This is a genomic window from Arthrobacter pascens, from assembly GCF_030816475.1.
Taxonomy (GTDB): Bacteria; Actinomycetota; Actinomycetes; order Actinomycetales; family Micrococcaceae; genus Arthrobacter; species Arthrobacter pascens_B.
Genome location: NZ_JAUSXF010000001.1, coordinates 523,381 through 537,993, shown reverse-complemented (window position 1 = coordinate 537,993; position 14,613 = coordinate 523,381). Strand labels below are relative to the sequence as shown.

The window sequence follows — 14,613 nt, the reverse complement described above, 5'->3', positions numbered from 1 at the left end:
GCCATATACCGCTTAATGAATACCGTTTGTGGCACCCGTGTGACAGTGCGCACACACCACCGGGCTCAAGCATTAGTGTTGTTTCCGGAACAGCTCTTTGGTCGATGAATGATGAGGTTCAGCATGTCCCAGGACACCCCCAGCTCACCTGCTACCGCCGCCGCCGGCACCCAGCCAGGAGCCCCGCAGGGCGATGCTTTTGAGAACCTGCTGCACGAGTCCCGCAAGTTCGCGCCGACGGCGGAGTTTGCCGCGAACGCGGTGGTCACTGCGGCCGAGTACGCGGAGGCTGACGCGGACCGGCCGGCTTTTTGGGCAAGGCAGGCGCGGGAGCTGCTGACCTGGAGCAAGGACTTCACGCAGGCATTGGACTGGTCCAACCCGCCGTTCGCCAAGTGGTTTGTCGGCGGTGAGCTAAACGCCGCCTACAACGCACTGGACCGGCACGTCGAAAACGGGCTCGGCGACAGGGTTGCCATCTACTTCGAGGGCGAACCCGGAGACACCCGCACCTACACCTACAGCCAGCTCACCGAAGAAGTTAAGAAAGCTGCGAACGCTTTCGAGTCACTCGGCGTGGCCAAGGGCGACCGGGTCGCGGTATACCTGCCGATGATCCCGGAGGCCGTCATCACCCTGCTGGCCTGCGCCCGGATCGGCGCGGTGCATTCGGTGGTGTTCGGCGGCTTCTCCGCGGACGCCCTGCGGTCCCGCATCGAGGACGCCGAAGCCAAACTCGTGGTCACCGCCGACGGCACCTACCGCCGCGGCAAGCCCAGCCCGCTCAAGAGCGCCGTCGATGAGGCCTTGTCGAAGGACGGGCACACCGTGCAGAACGTGGTGGTAGTCAAGCGCAACGGAGCGGACGTGGACTGGCACGGGGGCCGGGACCACTGGTGGGCAGACACCGTGGACCAGGCCTCCACCAATCACCAAGCCGTCGGCCATGACTCCGAGCACCCGCTCTACATCCTCTACACCTCCGGCACCACCGGCAAACCCAAAGGCATTCTGCACACCACTGGCGGCTACCTCACCCAGACCGCCTACACCCACAAGGCAGTCTTCGACCTGCACCCGGACACGGACGTGTACTGGTGCACCGCTGACGTCGGCTGGGTCACCGGCCATTCATACGTTGCCTACGCCCCGCTCATCAACGGTGCCACCCAGGTCATGTACGAGGGAACCCCGGACTCCCCGCACCAGGGCCGCTGGTGGGAGATTGTCGAAAAATACAAGGTCTCCATCCTCTACACCGCCCCCACGGCCATCCGGACGTTCATGAAATGGGGCAAGGAAATCCCCGCCAAATACGATCTGTCCTCCATCCGGGTGCTCGGTTCAGTGGGCGAACCCATCAACCCCGAAGCCTGGATGTGGTACCGGGAAGTCATCGGCGGCAACGCCGGAAGGAACGGCGAACGCAAGGAGAACCCGGCCCCGATCGTGGACACCTGGTGGCAGACCGAAACAGGGGCGCAGATGATCGCCCCGCTCCCGGGAGTCACCGCGACCAAGCCCGGCTCCGCACAGGTCCCGCTACCCGGCATCGCGGTGGATGTCGTGGACGAGAACGGCGCCTCCGTGCCGGACGGCCACGGCGGGTTCCTGGTGATCCGCGAACCGTGGCCCGCCATGCTCCGCGGTATCTGGGGCGACCCCGAGCGGTTCAAGGAGACCTACTGGTCCCGCTTCGAAGGCATGTACTTCGCCGGGGACGGCGCCAAGAAAGACGACGACGGAGATATCTGGCTCCTGGGCCGGGTGGATGACGTGATGAACATCTCCGGCCACCGGCTCTCCACCACCGAAATCGAATCGGCACTGGTGTCCCACCCCGCGGTGGCGGAGGCCGCCGTCGTCGGTGCGGCAGACGAAACGACCGGCCAGGCCGTCGTCGCGTTTGTCATCCTGCGTGGGGACGCCGTAGATACCGGCGACACGATCATCCAGGAACTCCGCAACCACGTGGGCAAGGAGATCGGCCCCATCGCCAAACCCAAAACGATTCTCGTCGTCCCCGAACTGCCCAAAACCCGCTCCGGCAAAATCATCCGCCGCCTCCTCAAAGACATCGCCGAAGGACGCGAAGTGGGAGACGCCACCACCCTCGCCGACAACACCGTCATGCAACAGATCGCCGCCTCCCTCCGAAAGTAGGTGCGTGGCGGGCGCTGAGGAGCGGCAGTCATCCTCTGCGCGCTGCTCGTTCCTCGCTTTGACGCGCGCTGCCGGATAACTCCCGCTCCTCGTCAACGGCGCTTCCCACCGCAGTGGGAAGCGCCGTCGCCGTATGCTTGGTGCAGCCCCTGTCCGCTGGCTTTAAGGAAGGTTTCTCGATGCTCCCCGCTGCACGTCACCAGGCCATTGTGGATGCCATCCAGCGCGAGCGTGTTGTCCGGGTCTCGGACCTGGCCCAGGAACTGGGTGTTTCACTCATGACGGTGCGCCGGGACATCGAACTGCTGGAGGAAGGCGGCCTGCTGGAGCGCATCCACGGAGGCGCCAAGCTGCCCGGTGATGTCAGCACCCATGAGCCGGGCTTCGAGCTCAAGTCAACGCAGCTTACCGCCGAGAAGCGGGCCATCGCCCTGGAGGCAGCCGGACTGGTGCACGAGGGCATGGCGGTAGGACTCAGCGCGGGAACGACGACCTGGGCCCTGGCCAAGGAGCTGGTCAACGGGCCGCGGATTACGGTGGTGACCAACTCTGTGCGGATCGCGGACCTTTTCCACTATGGCGCCTCAACCGGTTCAGTCCGCTTCGGCTCCACGGTGATTCTGATCGGCGGCGAACGGACTCCGTCGGATGCCTTGGTGGGGCCGATTGCTACCGGGGCGCTCAAGCAGCTGCACCTGGATGTGCTGTTCCTCGGCGTGCACGGGATGGACGCCACGGCGGGCTTCACCACGCCCAACCTGCTGGAAGCGGAGACGGACCGCGCCTTTGTTGCCGCGGCCCGGAAAGTGGTTGTCCTGGCCGACCACACCAAGTGGGGACTGCTGGGAATCAGTTCCATCGCATCCTTGGATGATGCTGACGAGGTCATCAGCGACGCCGGCCTGGGCCTTGAAGCCCAGCGGGTCCTCGGCGAGAGGGCCAAGCTCCGGCTCGCTTCCCTGTAGGACTAGCTTCCCTGTAGGAACCAGCTCCACTAGAACTACGGGCAGCCGCAGGACTGGCGGATGAGTAGCCGGGTGGGAAACTGCCGGTGACCCGCCCCCTTACCGCGATTTTCACCGACCAGGGCACTGACGGCGGCCTCTGCCATGGCCTTGACCGGTTGCTCCACCGTAGTCAGGGCCGGCCAGCTATACTCCGCTTCCACCGAGCCATCAAACGAAGCCAGCGCGATGTCTCCGGGGACAGAGATGCCGGCCTCGTGAATCGCCCGGAGGATTCCTATCGCCTGCATATCAGAGCTGGCGAATATCGCCGTCGGCCTGTTCGCGGAGGACAGAAGGCGCTGGCCGGCAGCGTACCCGCCAGCCCGTGAAAAGGGCCCGCGCACGATCGGACCCTCCAGCAGCCCGGCGTCCGAGAGTGCCTGCAACCATCCCCTTTCACGGCCGTCCACATCGTTGGCCGTGTTGGTACCAATTGCCAGGCCGATATTCGTGTGCCCATGGCCAATGAGGTGCTCAACGGCCAGTCGTGCACTCGCGGCCAGATCCACGCCCACACTGCTGAAGCCGGGTGCCGCATCCCCATGATTGAGAAGCACGGCCGGAATATCGGCGTCGTCCAGTTCCACGAGGTCGGGCTCGAAAAGCACGCTGGCCAGCACTACACCGTCCACCTGGCGGGCGGCCAGGTTTCGGATATGACGTCGCTCCTTTGCCACGCTCCCGTCCGAGTTTGTCAGAACCAAGGCATACCCGCACTCGGCCGCCGCGTCCTCCACCGCGTGCGAAAGCAGGGAGAAGAACGGGTTGCTGTTATCCGGAATCACCAGGCCAATGGTTTCGCTGGACCCCAGCTTGAGGGCACGCGCTGCGGCGTTGGGGCGGTACCCCAACACCCGGATGGCATCCTGCACTTTGGCCTCGGTTGCAGGAGCTACCCGCTTGGGGCCGCCGTTCACAACATAGCTGACGACGGCGGTGCTGACGCCGGCGTAGCGGGCCACATCCTTGCGGGTCACAGGTCCGCGCGGAGTGTTTACAGCCGAGGAAGTCATGGATCCATGCTATCTATCCCCGTTGGGGGGCATCGCCGAAGTCGTGGATGGGTAGCCGTTCCCCGCCACGCAGGGCGGATTCGTGGGCCACGATGCCAGGCATCGTGAACCGCGCAGCGACCCAGGCGTTGACCGGCGGCAGCGTGCCGGCGTTAACCGCAGTGACAAAATCGTCCACCAGGAAGTGGTGGCTGCCCTCATGACCGTTGGGTGCCCCGCGGAACTCCTCCGGGAGGCGTTCCGCATCATGGACCGGGGACAGTCCGGAGACGAAGGCGTCCCTCAGCTCGGGGGCCACGTTCGCCAGCGACGGGTCATCCAGGGACATGCTGGGCCGGGTCTCCAGTTGCTCCGAAATGTCGTGGACGTTTTCCTTGTCCTGCCACACGGTGACCTTCGCGAGCTGTTCGAAGCTGGCCTCTGTGCCGAAGAAGCGGAACCGGGACTCCCTGATGTGGGACGGGTAGCCCACCCGGCGCATCTCGTTGGTGCGCATCACGCCGCCGTCGTTCAGTTCGAACAGGGCAGTGGCGTTGGAGAAGTCGTTGCCGAACATGCTGACTTCCTTGTCGAACACGCCGTCGTCGAGGTGGTCCTTCACCCCCACGCAGCTGACGCTGACGGCATGCGCCGGCACGGCGCCCAGGACCCCGCCGACGGCGTGGGTGGGGTACAGCATGGGCGGGTAGCTGGCTGTCTCCTTCCAGCGCTCGCCTCCGCTGTACTGGTAGGCGTCATAGAAGCCAAGGTCCATGTCGTGGACGTAGTCGCCTTCTGTGTAGAAGATTCGGCCAAACTTCCCGGCGGCAAGCTGCTTGCGGGCATAGACGGTTGCGGGGTTGTAGTAGCTGGTCTCGCCCATCATGTACACGTTCCCGGTTTCGCGGACGGCGGTGATGATCCGCGCAATCTCATCTTCCGAAATGGCCATGGGGACCGCAGAGTAGACGTGCTTGCCGGCGCGGAGGGCCTGCTCAACCAAGGGACCGTGCGTCCAGCGCTGGGTGAAGATGGCAACCGCATCGACGTCGGAGGCCAGCAGCTCATCGAAACTCGACTTCACGCCCGCCAGGTGGAACCGGCCTGCGGCCTCGGCCGCGCGCTCGGGAATATCATCCACCACATATACGTCGCTGACCCCGGGGTGCAGGTTGAACAGGTGCGCGAACTGGCCGCCGAACTGGCCCACTCCCACCAAACCGATTGAAAACGTCATTGTCCACCTTCCATTGACTGTCTTGGGAGTAGCCAGGCAAGCGCTCTCCACGTTGTTTTGAGTGTTCCATGGTGATCTACTCGAGTCAACAGTAAGCCTTGGCGGTGGAATATTTCTCAAAAAAATAAAGGGAAAACAGTTGCTGTACGAAATCTACTCGTGTAGATTCCTACCAGTTGTTACCCACCTCACAGTCAGGAAAGGGTCGAAGATGACCACCCTTACAAAGCAGCAACGGGACCCGGCAGACCGGGCGGCACGCTCCGGGGGAGCTAGAACCGGAAGCAGTGGCAAGAAGAGCATCACCCACCGCATGGGCGACCTGAAGATCGCCCTGGTTTTCATCTTTCCGGCGATGATCGGCTTCGTCGCCTTCTTCCTCATCCCCACCATTCGGGGCGTCTATCTCAGCTTTACCGAATACAGCATCCTCGGAGACCCCACCTGGATCGGGCTCAAGAACTACTCGTCGATATTTTCCGATGAGCTCTTCTGGAACGCCATGGCCGTGACAGTGCAGTACGTCGGCCTCAACATCGGATTCCAGACAGTGATAGCCCTCGGACTGGCGCTCCTCATGCACCGGGTCGCCAAATCAACGTTCATCCGGGGTGCACTGCTCCTGCCGTTCCTCGTAGCGAATGTCATCGTGGCACTGCTGTGGTTCTGGATGCTCGACTACCAGTTGGGCATCGTCAACGAGGTCATCAGCTGGTTCGGCTTGCCGCGCGTCGCCTTCTTCGGCAGCGAGCAATGGGCCATCCCCACCATCGCCTTCGTCAACGTCTGGCGCCACATGGGCTATACGGCCCTGCTGATTTTCGCCGGACTGCAGTCGATTCCCAGCCACGTCTATGAGGTTGCATCCCTTGACGGAGCGTCCCCCACCCGAACGTTCTGGAGCATCACCATGCCGCTCCTGCGCCCAGTCATGGTTCTTGTCCTGGTTGTCACCGTCATCGGCTCCTTCCAGGTCTTCGACACCGTTGCGGTCACCACAGGCGGCGGTCCCATCAACGCTTCCCGCGTCATCCAGATGTACATCTACCAAAAGGCCTTCACCGAGTCGGACTTCGGGTACGCCTCTGCTCTGTCTGTCATTCTCTTCGTCATCCTCGCCCTGGTGGCCTTCGTTCAAATGAAGTTCCTCAAGGGCAACGAATCGGACCTGGACTAAGGACCCCCGCAATGACTACTTCGACTCCTTCCCGGCAACACGCCGCTGCCCCAACGCGCGCCCTCACCACCAAGCCCCGCAAGCCGATCAACTGGCGCCGCGCGGGAGCGTGGACCCTTGTGGTCATCGCGTTGATCGTCACCATTTCGCCTTTCCTATGGATGCTTCGCACTGCGCTCTCCAGCAACCATTCCCTCGCGGCCAATGCCGGCAACCTCCTGCCCGCCGATTTCAGCTGGGGCGCCTTCAAAAGGGTGCTCGGCCTGCAGTCACCGGAGGAAGCAATAGCCGAGGGCGGCTCGGGTGCGGCCATCAACTTCTGGTGGTACCTTCGCAGCTCCATCATCGTCTCCACGGTAGTCACCGTCGGTCAGGTGTTCTTTAGTTCCATGGCGGCCTACGCCTTCGCCCGGCTGCGCTGGCCGGGCCGGGAGAAAGTATTCGCCCTGTTCCTGGCCACGATGATGGTCCCGCCGATCTTCACGGCCCTGCCCAACTTCCTGATGATCAAGAACCTGGGCCTCCTGAACACGTACCCCGGCATCATCCTGCCGTTCCTGTTCATGACACCGTTCGCGATCTTCTTCCTGCGGCAGTTCTTCCTGAGCATGTCCCGGGAAGTGGAGGAGGCCGCCATGCTCGACGGCGCCAGCAAGTTCCGCATCTACTTCAAGATCGTGCTGCCGAATGCAGCAGCACCCATGGCCACCCTGGCACTGCTGACGTTCATCGGAACCTGGAACGAGTACTTCTGGCCGCTACTGGTGGGCCAGGACGAGAGCGTCCGGGTCCTCACGGTAGGCCTCGGTGTCTTCAAGTCCCAGTCCCCGCAGGGCGCCCCGGACTGGAGCGGGCTGATGGCGGCAACCCTCATAGCCGCCCTGCCGGTCCTCCTGCTATTCATCGCCTTCGGCAAGAAGGTAGTGAATTCCATTGGCTTCTCCGGAATCAAATAGCCATCCACACCTGCTCCACCCGCTCCTTAACCGCACCTCCCTATCGCATGCCCCTGCAAGAACCGAAAGGTCCACCATGAAAAAATCCCTTGGCGTCGCCGCTGCAGCTGCCGTCATTGCCCTGTCCCTGTCCGCCTGCGGCGGGTCCGCTCCAGCTTCCACGGAGGCCAAGGGCGAGATCAACTACTGGCTCTGGGACGCCAACCAGCTCCCCGCCTACCAGCAGTGCGCTGACGATTTCACCAAGGCCAACCCCGACATCAAGGTGAAAATCACCCAGCGCGGCTGGGATGACTACTGGACCACCCTGACCAACGGTTTTGTGTCTGGAACAGCCCCCGACGTCTTCACGGACCACTTGGCCAAGTACCCGGAGTACGCCTCCAAGAAACAGCTCCTGTCGCTGGACGACGCGGTCAAGAACGACAACCTGAAGCTGGACATCTACAACAAGGGCCTGAGCGACCTGTGGGTCGGCCAGGACGGCAAACGCTACGGTCTCCCGAAGGACTGGGACACCATCGCCATGTTCTACAACAAGAAGCTCGTGGCCGACGCCGGCTACACCGAAGAGCAGCTTAAGGGCCTGGACTGGAACCCGAAGGACGGCGGCAGCTACGAAAAGGCCATCGCCCACCTGACCGTCGACAAGAACGGCAAGCGCGGAGACGAAGCCGGCTTCGACAAGAACAACGTGGCGGTCTACGGGCTGGGCCTGGAAAACTCCGGCGGCGGAGATGGCCAGACCCAGTGGAGCTTCCTCAGCGCCACAATGGGCTGGACCCACACGGACAAGAACCCGTGGGGCACCAAGTTCAACTTCGACGATCCCAAGTTCCAGGAAACCATTGCCTGGTGGGCCGGACTCGCAGACAAGGGCTACATGCCCAAGCTTGAAACCACAGTAGGTGCCAGCGTGTCTGACAACTACGGAGCCGGCAAGGCCGCCATCAACACCGGCGGCTCCTGGATGATCGGCCAGTACACCGGCTACAAGGGAGTGGAAACAGGTATCGCCCCCACCCCCAAGGGACCTGACGGCAAGCGGGCCAGCATGTTCAACGGCCTGGCTGACTCCATCTGGGCCGGCACCAAGAACCCGGCAGCCTCAGTGAAGTGGGTGGAGTACCTCGCCTCCACAGCATGCCAGGACGTCGTGGCCGGCAAGGCTGTCGTGTTCCCCGCCATCAGCACGTCCTCGGAGAAGGCAGCCGACGCGTTCAAAGCCAAGGGCATCGACGTCTCCGCCTTCACCACCCACGTCAAGGACGGCACAACGTTCCTGTTCCCCATTGCTGACAAGTCCGCCAAGGTCACCGGCATCATGAAGCCGGCGATGGACGCTGTCCTCTCCGGCAAGAAGCCCGCCAGCTCCCTGACCGAAGCCAACGACCAGGTCAACGCGCTGTTCAAGTAGGCGCACTGCCCCACAAAGCGTGACTGCGGGTGTGGCCGCAGTCACCGGTCCGGATGCCGCCGTTTGCTCCTCGCGACGGCGGCATCCGGACTACCACCACCACGCACTAACAACAGCAAACGACCAGCAAATACCTTCCTGCGTCTGCGAACGCACTCCATCTTTACCGAAAGAGATACACCTATGGAAACGCTCCACCTCCGTACCGCCGGCACCAGCCTGGTGATCAGCTTCAACAGCGGGGAGGCCGAGATTATCCATTGGGGCGCCGATCTGGGCGCCACCCTGCCCGACCTCGCCATCCTGGGCGAGCCCGTCCCTCCCTCCGCCGTCGATGCCAATGTTCCTGCCGGTCTGCTGCCGCAGGCATCATCCAGTTGGCGCGGCAGGCCTGCCCTCCGTGGCCACCGCTTCGCCGACGGCGTCCCGGGCCACGATTTCTCCACGCGACTCCGCACCGTATCTACGGCCGCCGAACACAACACCGCGATCATCGTGCAGTCCGACGCCGACGCCGGAATCGCCGTCGAATCCTCCCTGACACTGCACGACGGCGGGCTGCTGGAGATGCGCCACACCTTGACCAACGGCGGGACCACTCCCTACCAACTCGACGAACTGGCCACGGTCCTCCCGGTGGCGCCGGACGCCGTCGAACTCCTGGACCTGACCGGGCGGTGGTGCCGTGAAACCCACCCCCAGCGCCGCTCCATCCAACAGGGCACCTGGGTCCGCACCGGCCGCCACGGCCGCACCGGCCACGATTCGTCCCTGCTGTTGGCAGCCGGCACCGAAGGCTTCGGCAACCGCCACGGAAAGGTCTGGGCCACCCACCTTGCCTGGAGCGGGAACCACGAACAGTTCGCGGACAGCATCGGCGATGGCCGCACCATGATCGGCGGCTCCGAGCTCCTGGGCGCTGCCGAGGTAATCCTCCAGCCCGGTGGCAGTTACACCACGCCCGCGCTCTTCGCAGCCTATTCGGACCGCGGCCTGGACGGCATCAGCGAGGCGTTCTACAGCTGGTTCCGCTCCCGCCCCCACCACGTCCTGCCTGCCGCAGGCGCCGCAACCGACCCGGGAAAGCCTCGCCCCGTGGTGCTCAACACGTGGGAAGCGATGTACTTCGACCACAACCTGGACGCCCTCGTCGAGCTGGCGGATTCCGCGGCGGAGCTGGGCGTGGAGCGTTTTGTGCTCGACGACGGCTGGTTCCGGGGACGCCGGAACGACCAGGCAGGGCTGGGTGACTGGTATGTCGACGAGTCCCTGTGGCCCGACGGCCTCGGTCCGCTGATCGAGGCTGTCACCTCCAGAGGGATGGAATTCGGCCTCTGGGTGGAGCCGGAAATGATCAACCTGGATTCAGATATCGCCCGGGCGCATCCCGACTGGATCGTCGGCCCCTCCATGCATTCGCATAAGGACGGGGGCCGCCTTCCGGTGGAGTGGCGGACCCAGCACGTCATCGACCTCGTGAACCCGGAAGCCTGGCAGTACATCTTTGACCGGATCGACGCCCTGCTCCGCGAGAACAACATCAGCTACCTCAAGTGGGACCAGAACCGCGACCTGACCGAGCACGGCCATGCGGGACGCTCCTCCGTCCACGAGCAGACGCTGGCTGCCTACCGCCTCTTTGACTCGCTCCGCAAGGCCCATCCCGGCGTCGAGATTGAAAGCTGCTCCTCAGGCGGCGCCCGGGTGGACCTGGGCATCCTGGAACGCACGGACCGGATCTGGGCCTCGGACTGCAACGACGCGCTGGAGCGGCAGACCATCCAGCGCTGGACCGGGATGGTCGTCCCGCCGGAACTGGTCGGAGCGCATGTGGGCCCCACCACCTCGCACACAACAGCCCGCACCCACGATCTTTCGTTCCGCGCCATCACGGCGTTGTTCGGGCACTTCGGGATGGAATGGGATGTCCGGGAGCTTCAGGGCGCCGAGCGGGCGGAGCTCAAGCGCTTCATCGCGCTGTACAAGGAGCACCGGGCCCTCATCCACGGCGGCCGGATGGTCCGTGCCGACGTCCCGGACGGCTCGCTGCTCCTGCACGGGGTAGTCGCAGCCCCTGCGATCAAGGGCGCGACGGCGGCTCTGTTCGCCCTGGTCAGCACCCGCACGGGTTTCGCAGAACAGCCCGGCCGGGTCACCGTCCCCGGGCTCGAGCCGGACCGCGGATACCGGGTGGAGGCAATTTTCCCCACACCGGCGGACGCCGGCTACGCCCACAATTACACCCAGGTCCAGCCGCCAGCCTGGTTGGCGGGCGGCGCTGAGGCAAACGGCCGTTTCCTGGCCGAAGTGGGCCTGCCCATGCCGATCCTCAATCCCGAGCACGCTGTCCTGCTGAAGTTCACTGCGCTCTAACGGAAGCCCCTTTCAGCATCGATTGCTCCGTAACGGCCCCTATGAAGGCTCAAAAGGGCTGTTGCGGAGCAATCGATGGCGGTTATCCTCTCCTGCCCGGTAAAAATGCGCGGACGCGCCGTCCGAGACGCTAGATTTGCACTCATGACTGAAGCCACCAGCGCCGGCCGCGGCACGATCCTCGTGATGAACGGACCCAACCTGAACCTGCTGGGAACCCGCGAACCGGAAAAATACGGCACGTCCACCCTTGCCGACGTCGAGCAGCTGGCCCGAACCGCCGCCGAGGGACACGGCTTCACGGTGGAATGTGTCCAGTCCAACCATGAGGGCGTCCTGCTTGACGCTATCCACGCAGCCCGCGGCAACGCCGTCGGAATTGTGCTCAACGCCGGAGCTTTCACACACACGTCCGTCGCCCTCCGCGACGCCCTGGCGGCGGTCCAGCTGCCCGCGGTGGAAGTCCACATCACCAACGTGCACCAGCGCGAGGAATTCCGGCACCATTCTTTCCTGTCGCCGGTCTGCGCCGCCGTCATCGTAGGCGCCGGCGTGTTCGGCTACAAGCTCGCCATCGACTACCTGGCCGAAACTCTGTAGTCATGTCCAGCGAGCCGGAGACCTCCAGCCGTACCGCTGCGTGGTACCGGCATTTTGGCCTGGTGGAAGCTCCGGAGTCCTCCCCCTGCTACGCCCAATGGACGCTCGGCATCGCCGACGACCCGGAACTCCTTGCTCTGATCGACCGCTGGCCGCATGACAAGCGCCAGCCCAACCTTCTGCTCGCAGCGGCCCGGTTTCTGGGTGCGGTCCCCGGCCCCTACGGCCAAAGCCTTGAATGGCTGTGAAGGTTGCCCTGAACACGTCTCCGCGTGCTGCCCTGCCTTGTTTCCCGACGCCCGTATTTCTGGACGCCCTATTTCTGGATGCACTGCCCGGATGACACCGGGGCAGTGAGTGCGGGAGCCTGGGACGCAACTGGGCTGAGGTCGTCCATGGTGAGGGCGAAGCCGACCTCGGCGTCTGACGTCGCCTTGGCGAAAATCACGCCGGCGACGCGCCCGTCCGTGGTGAGCAGCGGACCGCCGGAGTTTCCGGGCTGGACGTCTCCGGCGAGGCGGTAAACGTCCTCAGGTGAGGAGTTGTTGCCGTAAATGTCCGGCACCAGCACTGTGCTGATGTCCTGGACTGTTGCCGGCTTGGACTGGAAGGGCCCGCCGTGCGGATACCCCGCGAACGCTGCCGGGCTGCCGTTCGGAAGGTCAGGGCTCAGTGTCAGCGGCGCGGAAGGCAGTCCGTCCACCGCCAGGACGGCGAGGTCATGCTTGGTGTCGAAGTAGACGACCCTGCCCGGCATCGCTCCCCCGCTGGGAACCTCGACCACAGGCTGCGACACGCCCGCCACCACATGGGCATTCGTCACAACCCGTCCGGGGGAAACCACAAACCCGGTGCCTGTCTGGTTCTGGCCGCACTGGTACGCCGTCCCCGCGATTTTCAGTACGGATTCGGCGGCCCGGTTCAGGGCCGGCGTGTCCGTGCTTGCATTGGGAACGGGCACGGGTTGTCCTGGCGCGAGTCCCTCCAGCAGCGTAGGAATGCCGTTGCCGATCACAGTGGAACGCAACTGCGCCATGGTCGCCTTCACCGGGACTGGCGTCAATCCGTCAATGAACCGGATGACCTTGGACTCGGCCAGCTGCTGGGATACGAACGGCACGCCGAGGGCGCCAATGCTGAAGGCGAGCATCGACATAACCAGGGCTGAGACCACAACACTGACGGCCCCGCCGCCAAAGCGGTCCGCCGCGCGCAGGGGCCTGATCCGCACGGCGCTGCGGATATTACGCCCGATCATCGTGCCCAATCCGTGGCCCAGAGCCACCAGCACGACGGCGGCAGCCACCGTTGCGGTAAGCCTCCAGCCGGGGTCGGTGACGTAGCCACTGACGAGCGGCACGGCCAAAAACGCCGCCACCGCTCCGACAGCAAACCCGGCAATCCCGCCAAGGGTGACCAGGAAGCCGTTGCGCAGGCCATAGATCAGATAGGACATCAGCGCCAGGATCAAGGCGAGGTCCAGAACGGTCAAGCCAAACACCAAGGCTCCTTATGTACGGTTGAGCCCTCATTCTAATAGCGCAGGCTGACATTCTTCTGTGGACCAAAGGCTGACCCGGGTGGGGTCTCCCCCTCAACCGGCCCCTGCCGGGAGCTGTGGGCGGGGCAGGGTCCTGCCGTCCGGAATGAGACGTTCCTGCGCCGGTTTAGGGCGTTTCGGCTGCCAACTACGTCACAGATCCTTGAAAATTCTGGAACAATGGCACAAGCGCCACAGCCGACACATTTTATTCAGGAGATTACATGGACATCGAGGTACTGCGCCGAGCGCCCCTTTTCGCCACGCTCGACGACGAAGCATTCCGTCTGCTGACGGACGAGCTGACCGAGGTGGACCTGTCCCGCGGTGCGTCGGTATTCCGCGAAGGTGACCAGGGCGACCAGCTCTACTTCATCGTCTCCGGAAAAGTGAAGCTGGGCCGCACCTCACCGGACGGCAGGGAATCCCTGCTTGCCATCCTGGGCCCGGGCGAACTGTTCGGTGAAATGGCACTGTTTGACCCCAGCCCGCGGACCGCCACGGCCACTGCCGTGTCCGAGACCCGCCTTGCCGGGCTGAGGAACGAAAGTCTCAACGCGCTCCTCCGCACCCGCCCCGAGGTTTCCGCGCAGCTGCTGCAGGCCCTTGCCCGGCGCCTTCGCCGCACCAACGACTCCCTCTCCGACCTGGTCTTCTCGGACGTCCCGGGACGCGTGGCCAAGGCCCTCCTGGACCTGGCAGACCGCTTCGGCCGTCCGGCGACCGACGGCGTCCTGGTGGCCCACGAGCTCACGCAGGAGGAACTGGCACAGCTGGTTGGCGCGTCCCGCGAAACCGTCAACAAGGCGCTGGCCGAATTCGTCCAGCGCGGCTGGCTCCGCCTGGAAGCCCGCGCCGTCGTCATCCTGGACATGCAGCGCCTCCGCCAGCGCTCCCGCTAAGCCTTTAGATACATCCGGTGAAGGCCGGCACCCTTGGATTTCCAAGGGTGCCGGCCTTCGCTGTTAATCCAAAACGCTCCCTCACCTTTCGCAGGTTTCCTCACGACGCTTCCTCACCTTTCGCAGGTTTCCTCACTACGCTCCCTCACCTTTCGCACGTTTCCTCACGACGCTTCCTCACCTTTCGTCAGTCATCCGTTCTGTCATTGGCTGATGACGGTCAGAATATGAGGAAGCGTCGCCTGAAAA

Annotated in this window: 12 protein-coding genes; 9 read left to right on the top strand and 3 right to left on the bottom strand. The window is 64.0% G+C overall.

All coding sequences use genetic code 11. From position 1 onward, the window contains the following. The first annotated feature begins 123 nt into the window (after window positions 1–123). Both acs and QFZ40_RS02440 read left to right on the top strand, forming a co-directional pair. Complete coding sequence (gene acs / locus QFZ40_RS02445; RefSeq protein WP_306902660.1) at window positions 124–2,163, top strand: acetate--CoA ligase; 2,040 nt, start codon at window positions 124–126, stop codon at window positions 2,161–2,163. Window positions 2,164–2,342: 179 nt separating this feature from the next. Then, a complete protein-coding gene (locus tag QFZ40_RS02440) occupies window positions 2,343–3,128 on the top strand; it encodes a DeoR/GlpR family DNA-binding transcription regulator (protein ID WP_306902659.1) in 786 nt (261 codons plus the stop codon). A gap of 35 nt (window positions 3,129–3,163) precedes the next feature. Here the strand turns inward: QFZ40_RS02440 and QFZ40_RS02435 are convergent, their stop codons facing one another. Beyond that, window positions 3,164–4,183, bottom strand: coding sequence for a LacI family DNA-binding transcriptional regulator (locus QFZ40_RS02435; RefSeq protein WP_306902658.1), 1,020 nt, complete (start codon window positions 4,181–4,183; stop codon window positions 3,164–3,166). A gap of 13 nt (window positions 4,184–4,196) precedes the next feature. Further along, window positions 4,197–5,399, bottom strand: coding sequence for a Gfo/Idh/MocA family protein (locus tag QFZ40_RS02430; protein WP_306902657.1), 1,203 nt, complete (start codon window positions 5,397–5,399; stop codon window positions 4,197–4,199). A gap of 211 nt (window positions 5,400–5,610) precedes the next feature. Here QFZ40_RS02430 and QFZ40_RS02425 point away from each other — a divergent pair, with 211 nt between their 5' ends. The 6 genes from QFZ40_RS02425 (at window position 5,611) to QFZ40_RS02400 (ending at window position 12,170) form a co-directional block, all read left to right on the top strand. After that, window positions 5,611–6,576 carry a carbohydrate ABC transporter permease gene (locus QFZ40_RS02425; protein ID WP_306902656.1) on the top strand — a complete coding sequence of 322 codons (966 nt, stop codon included), beginning with the start codon at window positions 5,611–5,613 and terminating at the stop codon, window positions 6,574–6,576. 11 nt (window positions 6,577–6,587) lie between these two features. Next, window positions 6,588–7,532, top strand: a complete 945-nt coding sequence (locus tag QFZ40_RS02420; RefSeq protein ID WP_306902655.1) for a carbohydrate ABC transporter permease — start codon at window positions 6,588–6,590, stop codon at window positions 7,530–7,532. Between the two features lie 76 nt (window positions 7,533–7,608). Then, window positions 7,609–8,949 carry an ABC transporter substrate-binding protein gene (locus QFZ40_RS02415; protein WP_306902654.1) on the top strand — a complete coding sequence of 447 codons (1,341 nt, stop codon included), beginning with the start codon at window positions 7,609–7,611 and terminating at the stop codon, window positions 8,947–8,949. 183 nt (window positions 8,950–9,132) lie between these two features. Beyond that, window positions 9,133–11,322, top strand: coding sequence for an alpha-galactosidase (locus QFZ40_RS02410; protein ID WP_306902653.1), 2,190 nt, complete (start codon window positions 9,133–9,135; stop codon window positions 11,320–11,322). A 144-nt stretch (window positions 11,323–11,466) separates the two neighbouring features. Further along, entirely contained in the window at window positions 11,467–11,922 is a 456-nt protein-coding gene (gene aroQ, locus QFZ40_RS02405; protein WP_306902652.1) for a type II 3-dehydroquinate dehydratase, read from the top strand. Window positions 11,923–11,924: 2 nt separating this feature from the next. Next, window positions 11,925–12,170, top strand: a complete 246-nt coding sequence (locus QFZ40_RS02400) for a DUF2332 family protein (RefSeq protein WP_306902651.1) — start codon at window positions 11,925–11,927, stop codon at window positions 12,168–12,170. 68 nt (window positions 12,171–12,238) lie between these two features. Here QFZ40_RS02400 and QFZ40_RS02395 read toward each other — a convergent pair whose 3' ends face one another. Continuing rightward, complete coding sequence (locus tag QFZ40_RS02395) at window positions 12,239–13,423, bottom strand: MarP family serine protease (RefSeq protein WP_306902650.1); 1,185 nt, start codon at window positions 13,421–13,423, stop codon at window positions 12,239–12,241. Between the two features lie 263 nt (window positions 13,424–13,686). Between QFZ40_RS02395 and QFZ40_RS02390 the strand changes: the two genes are divergently transcribed. Beyond that, window positions 13,687–14,364 (top strand): Crp/Fnr family transcriptional regulator, encoded by a 678-nt coding sequence (locus QFZ40_RS02390; RefSeq protein WP_214961308.1) that lies wholly within the window; start codon window positions 13,687–13,689, stop codon window positions 14,362–14,364. The last annotated feature ends 249 nt before the right edge of the window (window positions 14,365–14,613 follow it).

Bases quoted from the DNA above. Each gene is read 5' to 3' on its own strand.
- acs (WP_306902660.1), top strand. From the start codon at position 124: ATGTCCCAGGACACCCCCAGCTCACCTGCTACCGCCGCCGCCGGCACC.
- QFZ40_RS02440 (WP_306902659.1), top strand. From the start codon at position 2,343: ATGCTCCCCGCTGCACGTCACCAGGCCATTGTGGATGCCATCCAGCGC.
- QFZ40_RS02435 (WP_306902658.1), bottom strand. From the start codon at position 4,183: ATGACTTCCTCGGCTGTAAACACTCCGCGCGGACCTGTGACCCGCAAG.
- QFZ40_RS02430 (WP_306902657.1), bottom strand. From the start codon at position 5,399: ATGACGTTTTCAATCGGTTTGGTGGGAGTGGGCCAGTTCGGCGGCCAG.
- QFZ40_RS02425 (WP_306902656.1), top strand. From the start codon at position 5,611: ATGACCACCCTTACAAAGCAGCAACGGGACCCGGCAGACCGGGCGGCA.
- QFZ40_RS02420 (WP_306902655.1), top strand. From the start codon at position 6,588: ATGACTACTTCGACTCCTTCCCGGCAACACGCCGCTGCCCCAACGCGC.
- QFZ40_RS02415 (WP_306902654.1), top strand. From the start codon at position 7,609: ATGAAAAAATCCCTTGGCGTCGCCGCTGCAGCTGCCGTCATTGCCCTG.
- QFZ40_RS02410 (WP_306902653.1), top strand. From the start codon at position 9,133: ATGGAAACGCTCCACCTCCGTACCGCCGGCACCAGCCTGGTGATCAGC.
- aroQ (WP_306902652.1), top strand. From the start codon at position 11,467: ATGACTGAAGCCACCAGCGCCGGCCGCGGCACGATCCTCGTGATGAAC.
- QFZ40_RS02400 (WP_306902651.1), top strand. From the start codon at position 11,925: ATGTCCAGCGAGCCGGAGACCTCCAGCCGTACCGCTGCGTGGTACCGG.
- QFZ40_RS02390 (WP_214961308.1), top strand. From the start codon at position 13,687: ATGGACATCGAGGTACTGCGCCGAGCGCCCCTTTTCGCCACGCTCGAC.